Genomic DNA, 20,855 nt, shown 5'->3' on the forward strand with positions numbered 1-20,855 from the left:
AGCGCTTCAACGACGCCGTGGGACGGCGCCGCGCCCCGGTCGAGCAGGTCTTCGCGCGCCTCAAGGGCGTCTATGGCTGGGCGCGCGCTCGCTATCTGGGCTTGGCACGCAATCAGACCCATCTGCATCTTCTCTGCCTCGCCATGAACCTCAAACGATGGGCAATGCTGCGTCCAACGGGTGTTGCGCTGTGACCGCCGCTCCGCAATGCCGTCAATCGGCCGCCCAAACGAAGCTGTCCACTCCCGCGCGCCCCCAGAAGCCACGCAAAAAAATGCCTGACACTGGCCTGCACCCGCGCACGCCCGATTGCGCAAAGCCCTCGCAAGCGGGAGAGGTGCAACGAGTCCGCGGATGTAGCGTCATACAACAAGGGAGGCTCGCGATGATCGACCATATCGGCTTTTCTGTCTCCGACTATCAACGCGCGAAGGCGTTCTACCAGACGGCGCTGGCGCCGCTCGGCTACGGCCTGATCATGGAGGTGCCCGCGGAGGTGACCGGACACGCGCCCGCCGCGGGCTTCGGCGCCGACGGCAAGCCGGACTTCTGGATCGGCGGCGAAGGCGCGATGAACAAGCCGGTGCATATCGCCATCACGGCCAAAGACCGCGCCACCGTCGATGCCTTTTACAAGGCTGCGATGGCGGCCGGCGGCCGCGACAACGGCGCGCCCGGCATTCGCGCGCATTATCACCCGAACTATTACGGCGCATTCGTGCTCGATCCGGACGGCCACAATATCGAGGCGGTCTGTCACACGCCCGGGTGAAACATCGGAACGCCGCGGCGCGCGATCCGTTGTCGCTGCGAACTTCGATGGAGCGATCAATGCGCGCGACGCGATCTGGCATCGGCAACCGCCGCGGGGTCTCGACATGATGCCGATCGAGCCCCCGGAGATTCCGCCGACGACGCCGGGCACCCCGAGCGAACCGCCGCCGGGAATTCCACCCGGCAATCCGCATCCCGAGATTCCGGAGCCGGTGCGCGAACCCGGCGAGCCGCCGCGACCGGACGAGTTACCCGGCAAGACACCTGACGAATCACCGGTGCGCGGGCCGCCAGGACCGTCCGGCCCACAGCCTGCGACAGATCGACTCGCCGGCCGGTGAGCCGCTCTTGCGCCTTGGTTCCACGTCGATTGCATATGTGTCGGTGCGTTTCTTCTGAACGCGCGGTGAACAATCGCACATGCAACCCGTTATAATGTCGAAATAAACTTCGCCGATGATTCGTGGCTCGCCACAATCCGGCCTAACGGCTGGCGGTTCATCGTCCTGCCGAATTGTTCGGTTCTCACTTTGCTTTCCTGCCCAGACTTTCCGCCGGGGACTCCTAGACAATGACAAAGCTTCGTCTCGTGCTGCTTGCCACGACTGCGCTGACGGTGATGCAGTTCGCCACCTCAGCGTCGCACGCCCAAACTTCGCCTCTGGTCGTCGCACAGGCGCAGCAGAAGGAAGAAACCGGACCTGACGGAAAGCCGAAAGCGCGGCCGGCGCCGGGCGCACCGGGTGCTCCCGCACGTCCGGCACCGCCGGCGGCCGCGCCGCATCCGCAGGCGCCACCTCCCGCTGCGGCACCGGCACATCCTGCTCCGCCGCCGGCCGCAGCGCCCGCGAAGCCGACCCCGCCTGCAGCACCTGCCCGGCCCGAGCCGCCCGCAGCTGCGCCGGCAAAGCCGACACCGCCTCCGGCAGCCGCGCCGCATCCGGCGCCGCCGCCGGCTCCCGCACGGCCCGAGCCGCCTGCCGCGCGCCCGACGACGCCTCCGCCGTCGGCTGCTCCCGCACGTCCCACACCGCCTCCGCCCGCGGCCGCACCCGCGAAGCCATCGCCGGCACCGGCACGGCCGGAGCCGCCCGCAGCGGCGCCTGCGAAGCCGACCCCGCCACCGCCGGCGGCCGCCCCCGCACATCCGACGCCGACTCCACCGCCGCCGGCCGCAGCACCGCAGCGACCGGGCACGCCGCCGCCTGGCGCAGGACCCGCGCACCCGACGCCAACGCCCGGCGCCGCGCCAGCAGCACGCCCCGGCACCCCGCCGGCGGCGGCAACGCCGACACCGACGCCCGCAACGCCGGGAGCTCCGACAACGGCGCCGGCCGAACGCCGCCCTGGTGATCGGCCGGGTGGCGAACGCGGTGAACGTCCTGGCGGCGCCAAGCAGCCGCCGGGCACGCCGCCCGCGGCGACGTCAACGCCCACGCCTTCGACAACGACAACGCCGCCGGCAGCAGGGGCACGACCGGGCACGCCGCCTGCCGCGACAGCTCCCGGTGCGACACCGACGCCGACACCTCCGGCAGCCGGCGCACAGCCCGCGCGTCCAGGTACCCCGTCTGCCGCGACGCCTCCGGCGCCCGGCGCGACGCCGACGCCACCGGCGCCGGGTCAGCAGGGACGTCCGGCGACACCGCCCGGAACACCGGCGGCCCCGGGCGCAGCGATGGGTGCGCCCGGCGCGACCCCGGCTCCGGGTCAGCCGGCAGCACGTCCGGGCGTCGCGCCCGGCGTATCGCCGGCCCAGGGAGCAGCCATGGGCGCGCCGGCACCGTCGGTCGTCCCCGGCTCGGCCGCCGCAACGCCGCCGCCCGGCCGCGCGCAATACGCCCCGCCGACGGTTGCGCCCGCCTTCCGCGCCGCGCCTGCCGTCGCAGCACCGCTGCCGCCGCCGCCGCGCCATGACAACATCAAGCCGCTCGCGATCGGCGCCGCGGTCGGTGCCGGCGTGGTTGCCGGCGCCATCATCGGCGGCAGCATCGCCGACCTGCACAGCCAGCGGCAGGAGGTCGTCGAGGGCGGCCGCACCATCTACACCGAGCCGGACCGCGTCATCATCCGCGATCCGGGCGGCCAGGCCTATGTCCGCGGCGACGACGTCTATCGTTTCCGCTATGGGGCGCGCGATATCCGCACCGAGACGATCGGCGGCGAGACGCGGACGGTCGTGGTTCGTCCTGACGGCAGCGAGATCATCACGGTGGTCGGCTCCGACGGCCAGATGTTGCGCCGGATCCGCAGGGATACTGGCGGACGCGAGGTCGTCATCATCGACAACAGCTATCGCGATCCGCGGGCGGTCGGCGGCTTCTATGTCGACGCGCCACCGCCGGTGGTCAACATTCCCTACGATCGCTACATCGTCGACGCTCAGGACGCGTCGCCCGACGTGATCTACGAGACCATGGAGGCACCGCCGGTGCAGCGGATCGAACGGCGCTACTCGCTCGACGAGATCCGCTACAGCCCCAATGTCCGCATGCAGATGCCGAGCATCGACGTCAACACGATCAATTTCGACTCCGGATCGTGGACCGTCCCGCCGGACCAGGCTGCGCGGCTGCAGGTGATCGCCGACGGTCTCAATCGGGCCATCCAGCGCAATCCGCGCGAGGTGTTCCTGATCGAGGGCCATACGGATGCGACCGGCAACGACACCGACAATCTGTCGCTGTCGGACCGCCGTGCGCAATCCGCCGCCGAGCTCTTGACGCAGCAGTTCGGCGTGCCGGCGGAGAACCTGACCTCGCAGGGTTACGGCTCGCAATATCTGAAGGAGCAGACCGACGGGCCGAGCCGCATCAACCGGCGCGTCACCGTCCGCCGCATCACCCCGCTGCTCAACGGCGGCACCGCCTCCGCCGCCCCGCCGCGCTGAGCCGGCGCGACATCACGCGACGAAATGGCCGGGAGCGATCCCGGCCATTTTTGTTTCTTCTCCTTCCCCCTGAAAGGGGGAAGGTCGGGATGGGGGTCAGCCACAGGCAACACTGTTTGCGGAGAGAGCAGATCCCCACCCGCTTTGCTCTGGCGAGCAAAGCGACCTCCCCTTTTCAAGGGGAGGTTGGAGAAGCGTCGCCCCGCAAGCGGGAGAGGTACAGCGGGCATGCTGATCGACCCAATCTCATCATTCGTTATTTCCCCGCGCCCAGTCCCAGCGCCTCGACCATCACGCGGAATACCTCGGTGTTGTCCATTGAGCCGTGGACGCGCTCGCTGCCCGGGCCGGTCGCGGTGAGGATGACGTCCTCGCCGGAATGCACGCTGGCGCCGATCATCGCCGGCAGATTGCCGAAGCGCAGCACGACGCCGGGGACATCCTTGTACTTGTCATTGGCCTTGAACGTGTCGGGCTGGTCGCCCTTCACCGTCGGCTCGTTCGGATCGTCGAGTTTCGGGCGGAACGTCTCGTAGTGATCCGGCAGGCTGGCGGAGAAGATCGCAAGCCGCCGGCTGACATCGACGCGTGATGGATAACCCTCGGCGTCCGGCGCCGGATAATTAGGAAAGCCGGCCTTCTCGTAGACGCCGACGCGCTCGCGCAGCGGCACGTTGGGTGTCGCCGCCATGTCGTCATTGATGGTACCGACCAGGCTGTTCGGATGGTTGTGGTCGGCCACGACCAGGATCAGCGTGTCGCCGCTGCGCGCTTTCGCCCAGTCCTTGGCGAGCCGCACCGCATTGTCGAGCATGATGGTGTCGTAGACCGCGCGCTCCATGTCGAGCAGATGGGCGTATTTGTCGATCAGGCCGGACTCGACCATCAGGAAGAAACCGGCCTCGTGTTTCGACAGCACCGTGAGCGCGGCCTGGACCTGCTCGGTCAGGTCCGGCTGCTCGGGGAATTTCCTGACGCCGCCGCCCCTCAGGAACTTGCGGTCGAGCGCGCCGTCCATGTTGCCGGCGGCGAACAGGCCGAGCAGTTGGCGGGCGTCGGGCTTCGCCGCCAGCGCGTTCAGCTCGCTTGCGGTGGTCGCGACCGGATAGCCGGCGTCGCGGAAGCGCGCCAGATAATCGATATCGTCCTTGCGTTTCGACCCGGACGTGGATTGCGGCAGGAAGTTCGCGGAGCCGCCGCCCATCAGCACGTCGGGCTTCGCGTCGAAATATTGCGCGACGATCGCGTCATAGGCGGCGCGGCGGCGGGTATGCGCAACCATCGCCGCCGGGGTCGCATCCTCGACCTCGGTGTTGGTGACGATGCCGACGGCGAGGCCCGCCCGGCGCTTGGCAAGGCTCGCGATGGTCTCGACCCTGGGATCGTCGAGCGGATCGGGCGTGCGGTCGGCGTAGACGCCGAGCGCATTGACCGCGGCCTTGTGGCCGGTGGCGTAAGCGCTCGCGGCATTCGCCGAATCGGTGATGATCGAGTCCGAGCCCGCGGTCGCGACCAGCGCCATATGCGGCACGTCGTCGATCGCGAGCTTGCCGCGGCTCTTGCCCTCCGCAATTCCCTTGGAAAGGATTCGCGCGGCGACGCGATGCGACGGCGACATCCCGTCGCCGATGAACAGGATCACGTTCCTGGCCTTGCGTGCCCCGGTGTCGTAGACGGTCCAGGTCACCTTCCGGCTCTGCGTGCCGTCGCTGACTTCGACGGCGACCTGCCCGGGCTTGGCGAGCGAGACATCGCGCAGCAACAGCGCCGACTGCTCCCGGCCGGCCTCGCGCGCGGTGAATGTGCCGCCCTGGCCGAATACCGCGGCATAATCCGCGCCGTTCAGCGTGACCTTGAGCTTGGCTTGATCGACCACCCCCGGAAGCTCGACCTTGAAGTCGAATTTGGCGCCGACGAGGATATCGGCGCGATCGATCGGATAGATCGTCTGGGCGAACGCCGGCGCTGCCGACAACGCCAGCGTGACGGCCATACCGGCAACTCGCTTGATCATGATCGATGCTCCGCCCTTGCGCATCATGCGCATCGGAGCGGAGGCTAGTTGCGGCGGATGACGGCGCAATGAGGCGCGCCGGGGCGTATTGCCGCAAGGCCGGCGTGATTTCAGCGCGCCATTTGCTGCGTATCGTAGAAGAAGCGCTCCTCGACCAGCTCCTCGCCCCGCCAGGTCTGCCAGGCGACCTCCTCCATGCAGCGAACCTTGCCGTCCTTGCCGGTGAATTCGAACCGCCAGCAGATCGCCGAATGATCGCCGTCGAGCAGGAGCGGCCCGAGCCGCGTGGTCTTGACGCCGGCGACCGCGGCCAGCACCGCCGCCTCGCGCGCTGCCAGTGCCTCGCGGCCGACCCGCCACTGGCCGTCATTCTCCTGGGTGCGGGCATCGTCTGAATAGAAGTTCCTGATCGCGCCGACATGGTCGTTGGATTCCACCGTGTCCGCGAAGGCTTGCAACGTCCTAAGCGAGGGCATGGGCACTCTCCAGTTACAGACTGATAGTCGGTATTTATCGACCAACAGTCGGTAAGTCAATTGGCTTGCGCCTGGAACTGGGATAGAGATGCGCCATGGCAACCCAGGCCGAGCGGCGCGAGAAAACCAGAGCCGCCATCGTCAAGGCGGCGCGGCGCATTTTTGGCGAGCGCGGCTTTGCCGCTGCGACGATGGACGACATCGCCGCTGGAGCGCGCGTCGCCAAGGGCGCGGTCTATCATCACTTCGCGACCAAGGAGGCGGTGTTCGAGGCCGTGTTCGAGCAGGTGTCAATCGACCTCGTCGCCGATCTCGACCGCATCTCGCGCGCCGAGAACGATCCGCTGGCGGCGATGGCGGCGGGCACGCAGGGCTATTTCGCGGCGTGCTCGAAAGGCCCGACCGGCCAGATCATCTTGCGCGATGGTCCGGCCGTGCTCGGCTGGGAACGCTGGCGCGAGATCGACGCGAAACATTTCGGCGGCAAGTTTCCACGCGCGCTGACAGCGGCGATGGACGCCGGCATGATCGCCAGGCAGCCGATCGAGCCGCTGGCGCGGCTGCTGCTCGGCGCGGTGACGGAAGCCGCGGTTGCGGTCTCCGCGGGGCCGGACATCGGCAAGACCGGCACCGATTACGCGCGCGCGTTCCGTTCGCTGCTGGATGCGCTCAGGGTGAGGTAGGCCGATATCCATCCCCGGGTCGTCCCTGCGAAAGCAGGGACCCATAACCACAGGGAGGAGTCGTGGAAACGCGCTGGAGCACCAGCGCGCTTCATAACCACGGCCGGTGGTTATGGGTCCCGGGTCGCGCTTCGCTTGCCCGGGACGACGAGGCGAGAGGGTGCCGCCTCAACCCTTGTCGTTCTCGAGCTGAAAGATCTGCGCCCCCTCGCCGCTCGAGATGAGGCCGGTCTTGTTGTAGAGGCCGAGCTTGGCGCGGGTGTCTGATATGTCGAGGTTGCGCATCGTCAGTTGGCCGATGCGGTCGGCCGGCGTGAAGGCGGCGTCCTCGACCTTCTCCATGCTGAGCCGTTCCGGCGCATAGGTCAGGTTCGGGCTCTCGGTGTTGAGGATCGAGTAGTCGTTGCCGCGACGCAGCTCGAGCGTCACCTCGCCGGTGACGGCGCGCGCCACCCAGCGCTGTGCGGTCTCGCGCAGCATCAAGGCCTGCGAATCGAACCAGCGGCCCTGATAGAGCAGGCGGCCGAGCCGCATGCCGCTGATGCGGTACTGCTCGATCGTATCCTCATTGTGGATGCCGGTGACGAGACGCTCATAGGCGATGTGCAGCAGCGCCATGCCCGGCGCCTCGTAGATGCCGCGGCTCTTGGCCTCGATGATCCGGTTCTCGATCTGGTCGCTCATGCCGAGGCCGTGGCGGCCGCCGATCGCATTGGCCTCGAGGAACAGCGCGACCGGATCGGCGAACGTCTTGCCGTTCAGCGCGACCGGCTGGCCTTCCTCGAAGCGCACCACGACCTTCTCAGCCTTGACGTCGCAATCGGCGCGCCAGAACGGCACGCCCATGATCGGGTTGACGATGGTGATGCCGCTCGCAAGGCTCTCGAGATCCTTGGCCTCATGCGTCGCGCCGAGCAGATTGCTGTCGGTCGAATAGGCCTTCTCCGCGCTCATCTTGTAGGCGAAGCCTTGCGCGGTCATGAACGCCGACATCTCGGCGCGGCCGCCGAGCTCGTCGATGAACTGCTGGTCGAGCCAGGGTTTGTAAATGCGCAGGCTCGGGTTGGTCAGCAGGCCATAGCGATAGAAGCGCTCGATGTCGTTGCCCTTGAAGGTCGAGCCGTCGCCCCAGATGTTGACGCCGTCCTCCTGCATCGCCGCGACCAGCATCGTGCCGGTCACCGCGCGGCCGAGCGGCGTGGTGTTGAAATAGGTGATGCCGCCGGTCGAGATGTGGAACGCGCCGGACTGGATCGCGGCGATGCCTTCATGGACCAGCTGGGTGCGGCAATCGACCAGGCGGGCCTTCTCGGCGCCAAAATCCATCGCCTTGCGCGGGATCGCGTCGTAGTCGGCCTCGTCGGGCTGGCCGAGATTGGCGATATAGGCGAAGACCTTGGCGCCCTTCAGCTTCATCCAGAGCAGCGCCGCTGACGTGTCGAGCCCGCCCGAGAACGCGATGCCGACTTTTTCGCCAGTGGGCAGGCTTTTCAGAATCGTACTCATGGGACGGTCCAATCGGTCGAAAATCGAAATCGATGATGTTTCAGGGGTGGCGATATCAAATTTCGGCAGGCGGGGCACGCCTTTAATCAGGCCCCAAATCAGGCCTCGGGCTGGCTGGACGCCGCCTTGCCGCCGCGGCGCCAGCGCTGCATCAGCCGGTAGCCGGGCATTGCGAGCCGCGTCAGCGCGGCATCGACCTGGGCGTCGGTCAGCCGGGTCGCTGCCCAGCGGTAGATCAGCGCGTAAAACAGCCAGACGGTGAAGAAGGACACCAGGCCCGCGATCGCCACATCGGTGAAAAAGTGGCCACCGAAGGCCATTCGCAGCCCGCTGGTGACGATGCCGAACACGGTGGCCCCGGCAAAGGCCAGCGGCCGCCACACGGGCGGCGTCAGCGCCGCCGGTGCATAGGTCCAGAACGCGGTGGCGCCCTCGCCGGAGAAGAACGAGCAGTTGCGCGGGCAGCCGCCGCGCGGGTCCCACCACGGCATGAATTGCAGGTCGCCGCCGAACTGCGTCACGAACACCGGCCGCGGCCGGCCCCAATAATTCTTGAAGGTGAAATTGGTGAGCACGCCGGCCGAGAGCAGCATCGTGGTGAGCAGGAACACCGCGGCGCGGCCGGACATCAGCATTGGCCGGTCCGGGCGGATGAATTTCCAGACGATGGTCACGATCGCCGGCAGCACCAGCGCCCAGGCGATCCACATCGCCGCATCGCGCGCAAACGACGCCACCGCGTCGAGCTTCAGCGGGAAGGTTTTCTGCGCCACATCGTAGAACAGCGCCGCCAGCTTCAGGTCGAGCTCGGGATAGATCCCGAACAGGATGCCGACGATGAGCGCCAGCGCCAGCGCGATGAAAAGTCCGGTCCGGTTCATGGCGCGCGGTTTAGCCGAGGCTGCGGGGCATGGGAAGCATCACGGCCGCGGCGATTGCGACGGCAAGGGCGGGGGCGGCGGCAAGGGACGCGGCGGCTCGCGCCAGGCGCCGGCGGTGCGGCCGGCGATCAGCCAGTAGACGAGGCCCGCGACGATGCCGGCGCCGGTCATGATCTCCATGTGCCGGCGCACGATGCCGTGGAATTGCATCATATCGGGATCGAACGGAACCAGGCCGAGATAGCAGGCCGCGCCGACGATGGCGCCGCCGACGGCGTAGGCCAGTACGCTGCGGATGAAGAACGCCTCGGTGATCAGCACCACGATCAGCGCCGGCAACAATGCGAAGCCTGATATGAAGATGAAACCGAAGCCGAGCACGACGTTGATAGCGCTCTGGTCGATCTGCCCGCCGAAATCGCTGATCTCGGGATACAGCACCGCGACGACCACGATGATCCCTGCCACGAAGCAGGCCATCAGGAAGCCGAACGCGACGACGAACAGGCGGCCGATCAAGGCCATTGGATTCTCATTTGAGTGGGCATGATCTGGTCCGAAAACCGGACTCCACTTTTCGGGATCATGCCCTAGTCCGTCATCGCCATCGCGCGCAGCGCCTGGCGCTCGCGGGCGGAGAGCTTTTCGGTCTCCGACTTGAGCTGGCCGCAGGCGGCGAGGATGTCGCGGCCGCGCGGCGTGCGCACCGGCGAGGAATAGCCGGCGTTGAAGATGTATTCGGAGAATTTCTCGATCTGCTCCCAGTCCGAGCATTCATAGGCGGTGCCCGGCCACGGATTGAACGGGATCAGGTTGATCTTCGCCGGAATGCCCTTCAGCAGCTTCACCAGGAGTTTTGCGTCATCGAGCGAATCGTTGACGCCCTTGAGCATCACATATTCGAAGGTGATGCGCCGGGCGTTGGAGGCGCCGGGGTAATCGCGGCAGGCCTGCAGCAGCTCCTTGATCGGATATTTGCGGTTCAACGGCACCAGCTCGTTGCGCAGCTCGTCGCGCACCGCATGCAGCGAGATCGCAAGCATCACGCCGATCTCGTCGCCGGTGCGCTGGATGTTCGGTACCACGCCCGAGGTCGACAGCGTGATGCGGCGGCGGGAAATGCCGATGCCCTCATTGTCGGCGACGATCAGCAGCGCATCGCGCACCGCGTCGAAATTGTAGAGCGGCTCGCCCATCCCCATCATCACGATGTTGGTGACGCGGCGCGTGCCGTCCTCGCGGTCGGCCCAGTCATTCAGCCGGTCGCGCGCCACCATCACCTGGCCGACGATCTCGCCGGCGGTGAGGTTGCGCACCAGCCGCTGCGTGCCGGTGTGGCAGAACGCGCAGTTCAGCGTGCAGCCGACCTGCGAGGAAACGCACAGCGTGCCGCGATCGGTCTCGGGGATGTAGACGCACTCGACCTCGTGCGGCCGCTCGACCTTGTCGCCGCTCGGCAGCCGCAGCAACCATTTGCGGGTGCCGTCATTGGAGATCTGCTCGGCGACCACTTCGGGACGGTCGACGGTAAAATGCTTCTCGAGCTCGGCGCGCATGTCCTTCGAGACGTTGGTCATCTCGGCAAAGCTCTTGGCGCCGCGGAAATACATCCAGTTCCAGAGCTGCTGGGTGCGCATCTTGCGCTGGCCGGCCTGCACCCCGATCTCGCCCAGGCGATCGGCGATCTCGGCGCGCGACAGCCCGATCAGCGACGGCTTGGCCGGCGGCACATAGGTCTCGAGCGGAACCTTCTCGACCAGCGCGCTGGCGCCGGAGACGGCATGGGTGGTCACGGTGTCGGTCATGAAACCTCAAATAGGCCTTCCAGCCGGTGCTGGAAAGCCACCAAATACCTCGATTTTAGGCCTTAAGTCGCTTCTCTAGCGCCGGCAGTCCTGCCCGAGCCGGTCGAGCGCCTGCGCGAGGCCCTTCAGCGAGAAGGTGTCTGTCGTCTCGGTGCCCTTGGCCGAGACGGCTTTTACCGTCAGATCGGCCGATTTACGCATGGATTCCACCATCCGCCCCTCCTCGGCCGCATTCTTGATCCAGAGGCCGTCGCCCTGCGTGTACATCGCATAGGTCCCGCCGCCGACCTGAAGCGTCGATTCGGAGCCCGGCTTCACGGTGTAGCCGATCATGATCGAGACTTCGTTGACGACCTGCTCCGCCGGACGGGTGGAGATGAAGGCATAGGCCGGATCGCGCGGCCGGTTCGGCGGGTTGGTCTTCGACGACGACGGCTTGGCGAGCGCAAAGCACACCTTCTTGCCGTTGGGCGACGCCGTGTACGCGCCCCAGGTCCCGAATTGGCCGATCAGCGTCGGCTCCGCGCCGCCGGCCGCAGCCGCGGCCGCCGAAGGCGCCGGCTTGGCTGCGTCCTTCGCCGTATCCTTCTTGGGCGCAGCCTGCACCGGCGCAAGGGCGATGAACCCGCACAGGATACAAGCAACCAGTGATGTCAGAATCTGCCGCACGGCCAACTGGTTCCCCCATCATTGTGACTGCAAGATGGCCCGGCGATTCCCCTCCGCCGGCTCGGATGGATAACCGGGAAACGCTTTTTTGGGAAGGCAGTTAGGCCGAAAGACGAACGCCGCTCACCGTCGCGCGCGTTTCGCGACGCGTTATCACTTGGCGCGCGCAGCGCGCTGCTTCTCCCACTGCGCATCGGTCCATTGCAGCAGGTCCTCGGCACCGGAACTGCGCAAGTGCGAGCCGCCATCCTGCACCACCATCTCGCCGTTGATGTAGCCGGCCTGATCCGAGATCAGGAAGGTCGCGAGATTGGCGAGCTCCGCATGCTCGCCGGCGCGGCCGAGCGGATTGCGATGCGCCCAGCTCTCGCCGCGCCCTTCGGGACGCAACTGTCCGGTCGCACCTGCGGTCGGAAACGCGCCGGGCGCGATCGCGACGGTGCGGATGCCCTTCGGGCCCCACTCCACCGCAAGGCTCTTGGTCATCGCCAGCACCGCGGTCTTGGCCATCGAGGACGGCACCGTGAACGCGCGGCCGGTGATGGTCGAGGTCGACAGGATCGAGAGCACCACACCCTTGTGCTTGCCGTCGATCCAGCGGCGGCCCGCGGCGAACGTGCAGTACATCGTGCCATGCAGCGTCGGCGCGAGGATCGCGTCCGCCGCGCGGAACGACAAATGTTCGCTCTGCGCAATAAAGGTTGCGGCAGCATTGTTGACGAGTACGTCGATCGGCGCGTCCTGCCAGACCTGATCCATCATCGCTTCGACCGCTGCGCCGTCGCGGATATCGCAGCGCGCGGTGGAAACCTTGGCGCCGAGCTCGCTGCGGAATTTTGCTGCGGTTTCCTCCAGCAGCCCCTCGCGCCGCCCGCAGATGATCAGTTCGGCGCCGAGTTCGGCGAAGCGGCGGCCCATCGCCGCGCCAAGGCCGGAGCCGCCGCCGGTGATCAGGATGCGCTTTTTCGCTAGCAGGCCTTTTTCAAACATAGTTTGATCCCTCCGCACTGTATTGTCGCTCCGCCGCAAATCCGGCATGAAGCTTGTAGTCCAAGATCTTGCAGCTCTTTCTGCGTCCGAAACTCAGGTGTGTCCATGAAAGCCATCCTCTGCTCGCAATACTGTCAACCCGACGATCTCGTGCTGGCTGACGTGCCCGATCCGGTGGCGGGTCCCGGCGAAGCCGTGATCGCGATCAAGGCGGCGGCGCTGAATTTCTTCGACATCCTGATGATCCAGGGCAAGTACCAGATCAAGCCGCCGTTCCCGTTCTCGCCGGCCGCCGAAGTTGCCGGCGTGATCGAAAGTGTCGGCGCAGGCGTCACTGACCTGAAGGTCGGCGATCGCGTCGTCGCTTCCTGCGGCCATAACGGCGCGCGCGACAAGATCGCGCTGCCGGCGAATTCGATCGTGAAGATTCCCGACAATCTCGATTACGACCGCGCCGCCGGCATCATCATCATCTACGGCACCGCGCTGCATGCGCTGGAAGATCGCGCAAGCCCGAAGCCGGGCGAGACGCTCGCGGTGTTAGGCGCCGCCGGTGGCACCGGCCTTGCTGCGTGCGAGCTCGGCAAACTGATGGGGTTGAAGGTGATTGCCTGCGCCTCGTCGGACGAGAAGCTGGCATTCGCCAAGCAACACGGCGCCGAGCTAACGCTGAACTATGCGAAGGAGGATCTCAAGGAGGGCCTGCGCAAGCTGACTGACGGCAAGGGCGCCGACATCGTGTTCGATCCGGTCGGCGGCGCCTACGCCGAAGCTGCGCTGCGTTCGACCGCGTGGGAAGGCCGCTTCCTGGTGATCGGCTTTGCCGCCGGCGACATTCCGAAGATCCCGCTCAACCTCGCGCTGCTGAAGGGCTGCGATATCCGCGGCGTGTTCTGGGGCGCCTGGGCGCGGCAGAACCCGGACAAGAACCGCAAGAACCTCGAGAAGCTCGTGCAGTGGACCGCGGAAGGCAAGATCTCCTCGCATGTCGACCGCACCTTCCCGCTGTCGCAGACCGCGGAGGCCCTGAAGGTGCTCGCCGGCCGCAAGGCGATGGGCAAGGTGATCCTGCACCCGGGAAGCTGAACCGAGATCGCGTAGCCCGGATGAAGCGCAGCGAAATCCGGGACCAGACTATCCGCGGTTAGAGCAGCCCCGGATTACGCTTCGCTGCATCCGGGCTACGGATGCTCCAACCTCCCCTTGAAAAGGGGAGGTCGCTTTGCTCGCAGAGCAAAGCGGGTGGGGATCTGCTCTCTCCACTTACAGCGGCGTCTGCGGCTGACCCCCATCCCGACCTTCCCCCTTTCAGGGGGAGGAGAACGCAGACCTCACTCCTCAGTCGGCACTCCACGCTTCAGCGCTGCGCGCGCAACGCGAGCAAACCTTGTGAACTTCCTCTGAATTGGCGCGCGCTGCCGCAATCAAACCCAAATTTCTCCCGATTCGCAGCGACCGAGGCCGCTTTTTGGGCCCAATCGCAAGGCGATTAAGGACCCGTAACGGGCGCTCAGGTACCCCAATAAGAATAACAACCAGACACCAGAGATGCCCGATTGTTGCGTCATAGTAACGGGGAAGCGTCATCATGGTGGGGAATTCAGGACACGTTCACGGCAACGATCCGCCGCGCGGCGCAGTCAACGCAGATATCAACGATCCCGGATTTGCGCATTATCGCTACCGACGATCGCATCGGGCAGGCATCGACTTCGGCGCGGACGAACCAGCTCCGCTCTTTCTCTCAAGCCAAATTGACGAGTACGACGCGGATTGGGAAAGGCGCACGACGATTCCGCGTTCGCGCCTTCGCATCGGCCTGCTGACAGCTTCGGCCGTCGCGGCTGTCGCGGCGGCGGTCTTCGCGCTGTTGTCCGCCGGCGTCACGCGCGACACGATCCTGAGCGCCAAGGCCTTATTGGTCGGCGTTTCGCCAGTCGGGGTCCGGGCGGACCTTGCTGAGGCTGTTCGCGCCGTGGCAACGCCAGCATCACCCGCCATCGCGAGCCAGCCGTCGCGCGCTGAGATCGCGGCCGCCTATCAGGAAGCGATTCAGAGCCAAATCGTCGCGGTCGAAGTACCCGCTGCTGCGCCGGTCGAGCCATTACCGGCGGCGCCACAGGCAAGACGCCTCGATCCGGATGCGGTCGCGGCGCTTCTGAAGCGCGCCAACAGCCTGCTTGCGATCGGCGACATCGTATCGGCGCGACTCCTGCTCGAGCGGGCCGCGGATGCGCAGGACGCGGACGCGGCGCTGTTGCTGGCGCGCACCTACGACCCCGACGTGCTGGGGACTTTGGACAAGCGGAGCATCACGCCCGATCCGGAGACCGCGCGCCTCTGGTATCGCAAGGCCGCCGAACTCGGCTCGCAGTCCGCGCAGCAGCGCCTCGCGCAAATGCAGAACTAAGCTCATCTCGAGGGACACATGCGACGCTTGTTTGGATTGGTACTATGCACAGGCATGATGATTTGCGGCCTGGCGGCACGGGCCGAGCAGACCGAATTCGACCCGGCCAAGGTCAGCGACAGCCTGAAGGCGATCTTTCAGTTCGGCTCCGTAAGCACCAAGCAGAGCCTCAACGCCAACACGGTCACGCTGATCTCGGGTACGATCGGCGGCACCTATGTTCAGTTCGGCGCCGATCTCGCCTCCGTGCTCGACGATGGCAATAAGTTGCGCATCCTGCCGATCATCGGCCGCGGCTCGGTGCAGAGCGTCGCCGACATACTGTTTCTGCAGGGTGTCGATCTCGGCATCGTTCGATCTGACACGCTCGACTATCTCGAGCGGAAGGGCATCGCGAAAGACATCAAGAAACAGTTCACATACGTGACCAAGCTCTATAACGAAGAGATGCACGTGATCGCGTCGAAATCGATCCGTAATCTCAGGGAGCTTGAAGGCAAGACCGTCAGCGTCGACCTTCCCAATGGCGGCACCTTCGTCACTGCACTGACCGTGTTCGAGCGGCTCGGAATGAAGCCGAAGGTCGTCTATATCGAGCAGCGCATCGCCTTGGAGAAACTGAAGGCCGGCGAAATCGACGCGGTGATCGTCTGCGGCGGCAAGCCTTACAAGTCCGTGAGCGGCTTCAAGGACGACCGGTTCCACCTGGTGCCGGTCAACTACGAGAAACCGTTGCAGGACGACTATCTGCCGGCGAGCCTGTCGGCCAAGGACTATCCCAACCTGATTTCGGGCGAGGAGCGCGTTGACACGATCGCCGTTCCTGCCGTGCTTGCGGCCTACAACTGGGCACCGAAGACGGAGCGCTACAACAAGCTGGCCAATTTCGTGGATGCGTTCTTCACAAAATTTCCGACGTTCCAGAATCCGCCGTTCCATCCGAAGTGGCGGGAGGTCTCGCTGTCGGCGCCACTGCCGGGCTGGCAACGCCTGCCGGTAGCCCAGCAATGGCTGGACCGCCACGGCGTCGAAGCTGCCAAGCGCACCCGTTTCGATGAATTCCTGAAGCAGAGCCCGGCGGCGACGCGCTTGCAGAGCGACGCCGACAAGGAGGTGCTGTTCAAGCAGTTCCGGGCGTGGGAAGCGGAAAACAACTCTCGTGCCCAACTGCGCGCCGGCGAGAAACGCTAGACTCCTCGGACCCGGATCGGGCGCAGCGAAACCCGCTCGATCGATCGGCGAGAAAGACCACGGATTACGCTACGCTTCATCCGGGCTACTTTCCGCGCCCTCCGGCACACCGCGCTTCAGCGCGGCGCGGGCGGCATCGCGATGCTCCGGCGTGATGTGGCTTGCCACAATGCGGAGCGCTGTTGCGAGCACTGCGGCGTCATCGGTGAAGCCGAGGATCGGCAGCATGTCGGGCACGAAATCGAACGGCAGGATGAAATAGGCGATCGCCCCGAGCAGCGCCGCCTGCACATGGCGCGGCGTCTGCCGGTCGAAGGCGCAGTAATAGGCGGCCAGCAGGTCCTCCGCGAAGGGCAGGCTCGCCACCACCTTCTTGAACTTGATCCAGAAACGGCGGCGCACGCTTTCGGGGTCCTGTGCCAGCCGATCGGCAGGCCCAAATCCCACGCCGTGTTCGCTCGATGTCATCGCAAGGTTCCTCGACGCCGCGCCAGTTCGGCGGCGGACGATGCGAATCTGGGGATATCGGCGGACCCGCGCAAGGTTGCGCGCGCCGGGCTCAACTGACCCCAAGCTGCCTTGCGATCGCGTTCATGGCCTTGGCGAGGTCGATGTCGCGCTTGGTCACCCCGCCGACATCGTGGGTCGACAGCACCACCTCGACCGTCTTGTAGACGTTTTTCCACTCGGGGTGATGGTCGCTCTTCTCGGCGACCAGGGCGGCGCGGGCCATGAACCCGAAGGCCTCGTTGAAGTCCTTGAACACGAAGGTCTTGGCGATCGCCTCGCGGCCGGACGTTTCCGACCAGCCGGCCAGTTCCCAAAGGGCGGCCTTCCTTGCCTCCGCTGACAGCCGTTCGACCATGGTAACCTCCCGTTTAACGCCGACTTTAGCCTAACAACCGGCCTCCGGGATGGGATCCACGCCCAAATTAAGGCCGAAATCGCGTCCTATCGCCGCTGGTAACCATGACGGAGTTGTAACATCTGTCCATTCAGTAATTTGCTACACATAGGGGATGTATGCGCGTTGGTAGTTTTGCGAGATTGAGCCCCGACGATTGTTTGCGAGATCGATGACAGACGGCTCCGCCAGCATGTCGCCCAAGCCGCTGCGTTCGGCAAAGCGGCGGCTGATGTTTGTTTTGATCGCGGGCGCGCTGGCCATCATCGGCACGCTGCTGGCCGGTTACTATTTCGCCGTGCGTCCGGTGACGCTGCGGATCGCGGTCGGTCCCGCCAACAGCGATGACCTCAAGGTCGTGCAGGCGCTGGCGCAGGCCTTCAACAACCAGCAGCAAACCCAGGTCAAGCTGAGGCCGGTGCAGACCGAGGGCGCCACCGCCAGCGCGCAGACGCTGGCCGACGGCAAGGCCGATCTCGCCATCATCCGCGGCGATCTCGAAGTGCCGAAGAATGCGCAGGCGGTCGCGACCCTGCGCAAGAATGTCGTGGTGATGTGGGTTCCGCCCGCCAAGGGCAAGGTCCGGAAATCCGCGCGGATCACCAAGATCGCGCAGCTTGCCGGCCGCAAGATCGGCGTCGTCGGCCGCACCCCGGCCAATGTCAATTTGCTGAAGCTGATCCTGACGCAATACGGCGTCGACCCGATGAAGGTCGAAATCGTGCAATTCCCGGCCAATGAGGCGGCGGAAGCGATCAAGAACCTGAAGGCCGACGCCTATCTCGCCGTCGGTCCGGCCAACAGCAAGATCACGATCGATGCGATCACGGCATCGGTCCGCGACGGTGGCGAGCCGAGTTTCCTTGCGATCGACGCCTCAGAGGCAATCGCGCAGAACCATCCGGCCTATGAGGCCGCGGAAATCCCCGCGGGCTCGCTCGGCTCCGCCGACCGGCCCGACGATGAGGTGAAGACGATCAGCTTCTCGCACCACATCGTTGCGCGGAAGGGCCTGTCGGACTCGACGGTCGCGGCATTCACTCGGCAATTGTTCGCGATCCGGCAGTCGCTCAAGACCGATTTCCCGCTCGCCGCCAAGATCGAGACGCCGGACACCGACAAGGATGCCACCATTCCGGTGCATCCGGGCGCCGCCGCGTTTGTCGACGGCGAGGAAAAAACCTTCCTCGACCGCTACAGCGACTACATCTGGTGGAGCCTGATGGCGTTCTCGGCGATGGGCTCGGCCGGTGCGTGGTTCGCCGGCTATCTCAAGCAGGACGAGCGCAACACCAACACCTCGCAGCGCGAACGCCTGCTGGCGATGCTCAAAGCCGCACGGCAAAGCGATTCAATCGAGGAACTCGACCAGATGCAGGCGGAGGCCGACGACATCCTGCGCCACACGCTGGACTGTTTCGAGCACGGCGCGATCGAGGAAGGCACGCTGACCGCGTTCAACATCGCGCTCGAGCAGCTTCATAACGCCGTCGCCGACCGCAAGGCCTTGTTGTTCAGCATGCCGCAAAATTTGCAACGGACTGCCACGCAGTTCAGGGCGGCGGGCACGGCGTAGAATCGCCGCTACTCTCTATCCGCCAAAGCCTGTGAGGGAGTCATCGGCGGCAGGGTTCCCTCCCCCCTTGCGGGGGAGGGTTAGGGAGAGGGGTGCCACACGACGTGCTCTCTCAGAATTGAGTTCGACAACAAGCGACCGAGTTGCGAAGGCACCGTTCTCCGCAAACATGCCGCCCGGAGCTTACCCCTCTCCCCTACCCTCCCCCGCAAGGGGGGAGGGAGCCCGACGTACGTGCTCACCTTACAAAGGTGCTGACCCCGACGCCTTGTGCCTCCCGCCGCTGTAATCTCTCCGTCATGGAATTTTTCTAGGTCTTGGCGCGCCTGCGGCGCATTGTCGCTGTGACCTGAGGAGGCTCCCCATGACGATCCGGTTCTCGCGAAATCTCACCCGCCGACGCTTTCTCTCCACGGCGGCTGCGGCCGGCGCCGGCGTGATCGCGATGCCCTATCTGTCGCGGGCCGCCGACCGCCCGGTGATCACCCATGGCGTGCAGTCCGGCGATGTCGGCGTCGACGGCGGCGTGGTGTGGGCGCGTGCGGACCGGCCGTCGCAGATGATGGTCGAGGTCGCGACCACCGAATCGTTCAAGGACGCCCATACGCTGCCGCCGATCACGGCGCTGCCCGAGAGCGACTTCACCGCCAAGATGCTGCTGGAGAACCTGCCCTCCGGCCAGGACATCTTTTACCGCGTCCGCTTCCGCGACCTTGCCCATATCGACGTCGTCGGCGAGCCGGTGGTCGGCCGCTTCCGCACCGGGCCGAGCGATCGCCGCGACGTCTCCTTCGTGTGGGGCGGCGATGTCGCCGGCCAGGGCTGGGGCATCAATCCCGACGACGGCGGCATGATCACCTTCGCCGCGATGAAGAAGCACGCTCCGGATTTCCTTCTGCACTCCGGCGACACGATCTACGCCGACGGCGTGATCCCTTCCGAGGTGAAGCTTCCCGATGGCAAGATCTGGAAGAACGTCACGATTCCCGAGAAGGCCAAGGTCGCCGAGACGCTCGACGAATACCGGGCCGCCCACAAGTATAACTTCCTCGACGACAACGTCCGCGCCTTCAATGCCGAGGTGCCGATCTTCGTGCAGTGGGACGATCACGAGGTGACCAACAACTGGTCGCTGTCGAAGCAACTGCCGGCGGCCTACAAGGAGCGCGACATCACCGTGCTCGCGGCGCGCGCGGCCAAGGCCTTCCACGAGATGTATCCGATGCGCGAGAGCATCGTCGAGCCGGGCCGCGTCTATCGCACGCTGAGCTACGGTCCGCATCTCGACGTCTTCATGCTCGACGAGCGCAGCTATCGCGGCCCCAACGGCCCGAACCTGCAGGAGCAGTACGGCCCCGACGCCTATTTCATCGGCCCGGACCAGATGGCCTGGCTGAAGCGCGCGCTGCTCAACTCGCGCGCCACCTGGAAGGTGATCGCCTCCGACATGCCGCTTTCGCTGATCGTCTATGACGATGCCGCCAACAAGAAGGGCTCGGAAGCCTTTGCGCAGGGCGACGGTCCGGCGCGCGGCCGCGAGCTCGAGATCGCCGATATCCTGCGCTTCATCAAGACCGCGGGTATCGTCAACACGGTGTGGCTGACCGCCGACGTGCATTACGCCGCAGCGCACTACTACAACCCGAACAAGGCCCAGTTCCAGGAGTTCGATCCGTTCTGGGAATTCGTCTCCGGCCCGCTGCATGCCGGCACGTTCGGTCCGAACGAGCTCGACAACACCTTCGGCCCCGAGGTGAAGTTCATCAAGGCGCCGGGCGAGGCCAACCAGAACCTGCCGCCGTCGGCCGGCATGCAGTTCTTCGGCCACGTCAAGATCGACGGCAAGAGCGGGCAGATGACGGTGAGCCTGCGCGACCGCGTCGACGCCGAGCTGTGGGCGATCACGCTCGATCCGAAGCCAGTCTAGCGCGCGACGCGATTGGGTTGAGATAACGCCGCGAACGAACTGCGCTCCCTCTCCCGCTTGCGGGCAGGGCTATCGCATTTCGTGGCGGTGCCCTCGTGGCCATCCTTCGAGACGCCCGCCTTCGGCGGGCTCCTCAGGATGAGGTCTTGTTTTGCGGCA

The 20,855-nt window shown here is 65.8% G+C and carries 20 protein-coding genes; 10 read left to right on the forward strand and 10 right to left on the reverse strand.

Features of this window, described 5'->3' with window-relative positions; all coding sequences use genetic code 11:
- From PMN64_RS09400 to PMN64_RS09415, 4 genes are all read left to right on the forward strand, one after another.
- Positions 1 to 194: transposase (locus tag PMN64_RS09400; RefSeq protein ID WP_411780487.1), on the forward strand; the 194-nt coding region annotated here is incomplete at its 5' end.
- Between the two features lie 191 nt (positions 195 to 385).
- Positions 386 to 772: a VOC family protein gene (locus PMN64_RS09405; RefSeq protein ID WP_283089048.1), complete on the forward strand. Its 387-nt coding sequence runs from the start codon at positions 386 to 388 to the stop codon at positions 770 to 772.
- Between the two features lie 109 nt (positions 773 to 881).
- Complete coding sequence (locus PMN64_RS09410; protein ID WP_411780488.1) at positions 882 to 1,115, forward strand: hypothetical protein; 234 nt, start codon at positions 882 to 884, stop codon at positions 1,113 to 1,115.
- 230 nt (positions 1,116 to 1,345) lie between these two features.
- A complete protein-coding gene (locus PMN64_RS09415; protein ID WP_411780489.1) occupies positions 1,346 to 3,664 on the forward strand; it encodes an OmpA family protein in 2,319 nt (772 codons plus the stop codon).
- Positions 3,665 to 3,920: 256 nt separating this feature from the next.
- Here the strand turns inward: PMN64_RS09415 and PMN64_RS09420 are convergent, their stop codons facing one another.
- Both PMN64_RS09420 and PMN64_RS09425 read right to left on the reverse strand, forming a co-directional pair.
- Positions 3,921 to 5,678: an alkaline phosphatase gene (locus tag PMN64_RS09420; protein WP_411780490.1), complete on the reverse strand. Its 1,758-nt coding sequence runs from the start codon at positions 5,676 to 5,678 to the stop codon at positions 3,921 to 3,923.
- A gap of 110 nt (positions 5,679 to 5,788) precedes the next feature.
- A complete protein-coding gene (locus PMN64_RS09425) occupies positions 5,789 to 6,154 on the reverse strand; it encodes a nuclear transport factor 2 family protein (protein WP_411780491.1) in 366 nt (121 codons plus the stop codon).
- A gap of 95 nt (positions 6,155 to 6,249) precedes the next feature.
- Between PMN64_RS09425 and PMN64_RS09430 the strand changes: the two genes are divergently transcribed.
- Positions 6,250 to 6,837: a TetR/AcrR family transcriptional regulator gene (locus PMN64_RS09430; RefSeq protein ID WP_411780492.1), complete on the forward strand. Its 588-nt coding sequence runs from the start codon at positions 6,250 to 6,252 to the stop codon at positions 6,835 to 6,837.
- Positions 6,838 to 7,005: 168 nt separating this feature from the next.
- On the opposite strand, the gene argG is transcribed toward PMN64_RS09430, so the two are convergent.
- The 6 genes from argG to PMN64_RS09460 form a co-directional block, all read right to left on the reverse strand.
- Entirely contained in the window at positions 7,006 to 8,343 is a 1,338-nt protein-coding gene (argG, locus tag PMN64_RS09435) for an argininosuccinate synthase (RefSeq protein WP_411780493.1), read from the reverse strand.
- 98 nt (positions 8,344 to 8,441) lie between these two features.
- Entirely contained in the window at positions 8,442 to 9,224 is a 783-nt protein-coding gene (locus tag PMN64_RS09440; protein WP_304498069.1) for a phosphatase PAP2 family protein, read from the reverse strand.
- Between the two features lie 39 nt (positions 9,225 to 9,263).
- Complete coding sequence (locus PMN64_RS09445; RefSeq protein WP_304498068.1) at positions 9,264 to 9,749, reverse strand: hypothetical protein; 486 nt, start codon at positions 9,747 to 9,749, stop codon at positions 9,264 to 9,266.
- Positions 9,750 to 9,814: 65 nt separating this feature from the next.
- On the reverse strand, positions 9,815 to 11,029 hold the full coding sequence (gene rlmN, locus PMN64_RS09450) for a 23S rRNA (adenine(2503)-C(2))-methyltransferase RlmN (RefSeq protein WP_057021293.1): 1,215 nt from the start codon (positions 11,027 to 11,029) through the stop codon (positions 9,815 to 9,817).
- A gap of 75 nt (positions 11,030 to 11,104) precedes the next feature.
- Positions 11,105 to 11,698 (reverse strand): invasion associated locus B family protein, encoded by a 594-nt coding sequence (locus tag PMN64_RS09455; RefSeq protein ID WP_411780494.1) that lies wholly within the window; start codon positions 11,696 to 11,698, stop codon positions 11,105 to 11,107.
- A gap of 153 nt (positions 11,699 to 11,851) precedes the next feature.
- On the reverse strand, positions 11,852 to 12,688 hold the full coding sequence (locus PMN64_RS09460) for an SDR family oxidoreductase (RefSeq protein WP_411780495.1): 837 nt from the start codon (positions 12,686 to 12,688) through the stop codon (positions 11,852 to 11,854).
- A 105-nt stretch (positions 12,689 to 12,793) separates the two neighbouring features.
- On the opposite strand from PMN64_RS09460, the gene PMN64_RS09465 reads away from it, so the two are divergent.
- From PMN64_RS09465 to PMN64_RS09475, 3 genes are all read left to right on the forward strand, one after another.
- The gene (locus PMN64_RS09465; RefSeq protein ID WP_016847222.1) at positions 12,794 to 13,774 is read left to right on the forward strand and encodes an NADPH:quinone oxidoreductase family protein; all 981 of its coding nucleotides are present in this window, start codon (positions 12,794 to 12,796) and stop codon (positions 13,772 to 13,774) included.
- A gap of 502 nt (positions 13,775 to 14,276) precedes the next feature.
- Entirely contained in the window at positions 14,277 to 15,098 is an 822-nt protein-coding gene (locus tag PMN64_RS09470; protein ID WP_212058139.1) for a hypothetical protein, read from the forward strand.
- Between the two features lie 18 nt (positions 15,099 to 15,116).
- A complete protein-coding gene (locus tag PMN64_RS09475) occupies positions 15,117 to 16,289 on the forward strand; it encodes a TAXI family TRAP transporter solute-binding subunit (RefSeq protein ID WP_411780496.1) in 1,173 nt (390 codons plus the stop codon).
- A 69-nt stretch (positions 16,290 to 16,358) separates the two neighbouring features.
- Here PMN64_RS09475 and PMN64_RS09480 read toward each other — a convergent pair whose 3' ends face one another.
- Together PMN64_RS09480 and PMN64_RS09485 are read right to left on the reverse strand one after the other, a co-directional pair.
- A complete protein-coding gene (locus PMN64_RS09480) occupies positions 16,359 to 16,757 on the reverse strand; it encodes a YkvA family protein (RefSeq protein WP_028340892.1) in 399 nt (132 codons plus the stop codon).
- Between the two features lie 91 nt (positions 16,758 to 16,848).
- Positions 16,849 to 17,154: a 4a-hydroxytetrahydrobiopterin dehydratase gene (locus tag PMN64_RS09485; protein WP_016847224.1), complete on the reverse strand. Its 306-nt coding sequence runs from the start codon at positions 17,152 to 17,154 to the stop codon at positions 16,849 to 16,851.
- A 211-nt stretch (positions 17,155 to 17,365) separates the two neighbouring features.
- Here PMN64_RS09485 and PMN64_RS09490 point away from each other — a divergent pair, with 211 nt between their 5' ends.
- Both PMN64_RS09490 and PMN64_RS09495 read left to right on the forward strand, forming a co-directional pair.
- Complete coding sequence (locus PMN64_RS09490) at positions 17,366 to 18,769, forward strand: TAXI family TRAP transporter solute-binding subunit (RefSeq protein ID WP_411780497.1); 1,404 nt, start codon at positions 17,366 to 17,368, stop codon at positions 18,767 to 18,769.
- 364 nt (positions 18,770 to 19,133) lie between these two features.
- Complete coding sequence (locus tag PMN64_RS09495) at positions 19,134 to 20,696, forward strand: alkaline phosphatase D family protein (RefSeq protein ID WP_411780498.1); 1,563 nt, start codon at positions 19,134 to 19,136, stop codon at positions 20,694 to 20,696.
- Positions 20,697 to 20,855: the final 159 nt, after the last annotated feature.

The sequence above is a fragment of the Bradyrhizobium sp. UFLA01-814 genome, from assembly GCF_046718885.1.
GTDB classification, from domain to species: domain Bacteria; phylum Pseudomonadota; class Alphaproteobacteria; order Rhizobiales; family Xanthobacteraceae; genus Bradyrhizobium; species Bradyrhizobium elkanii.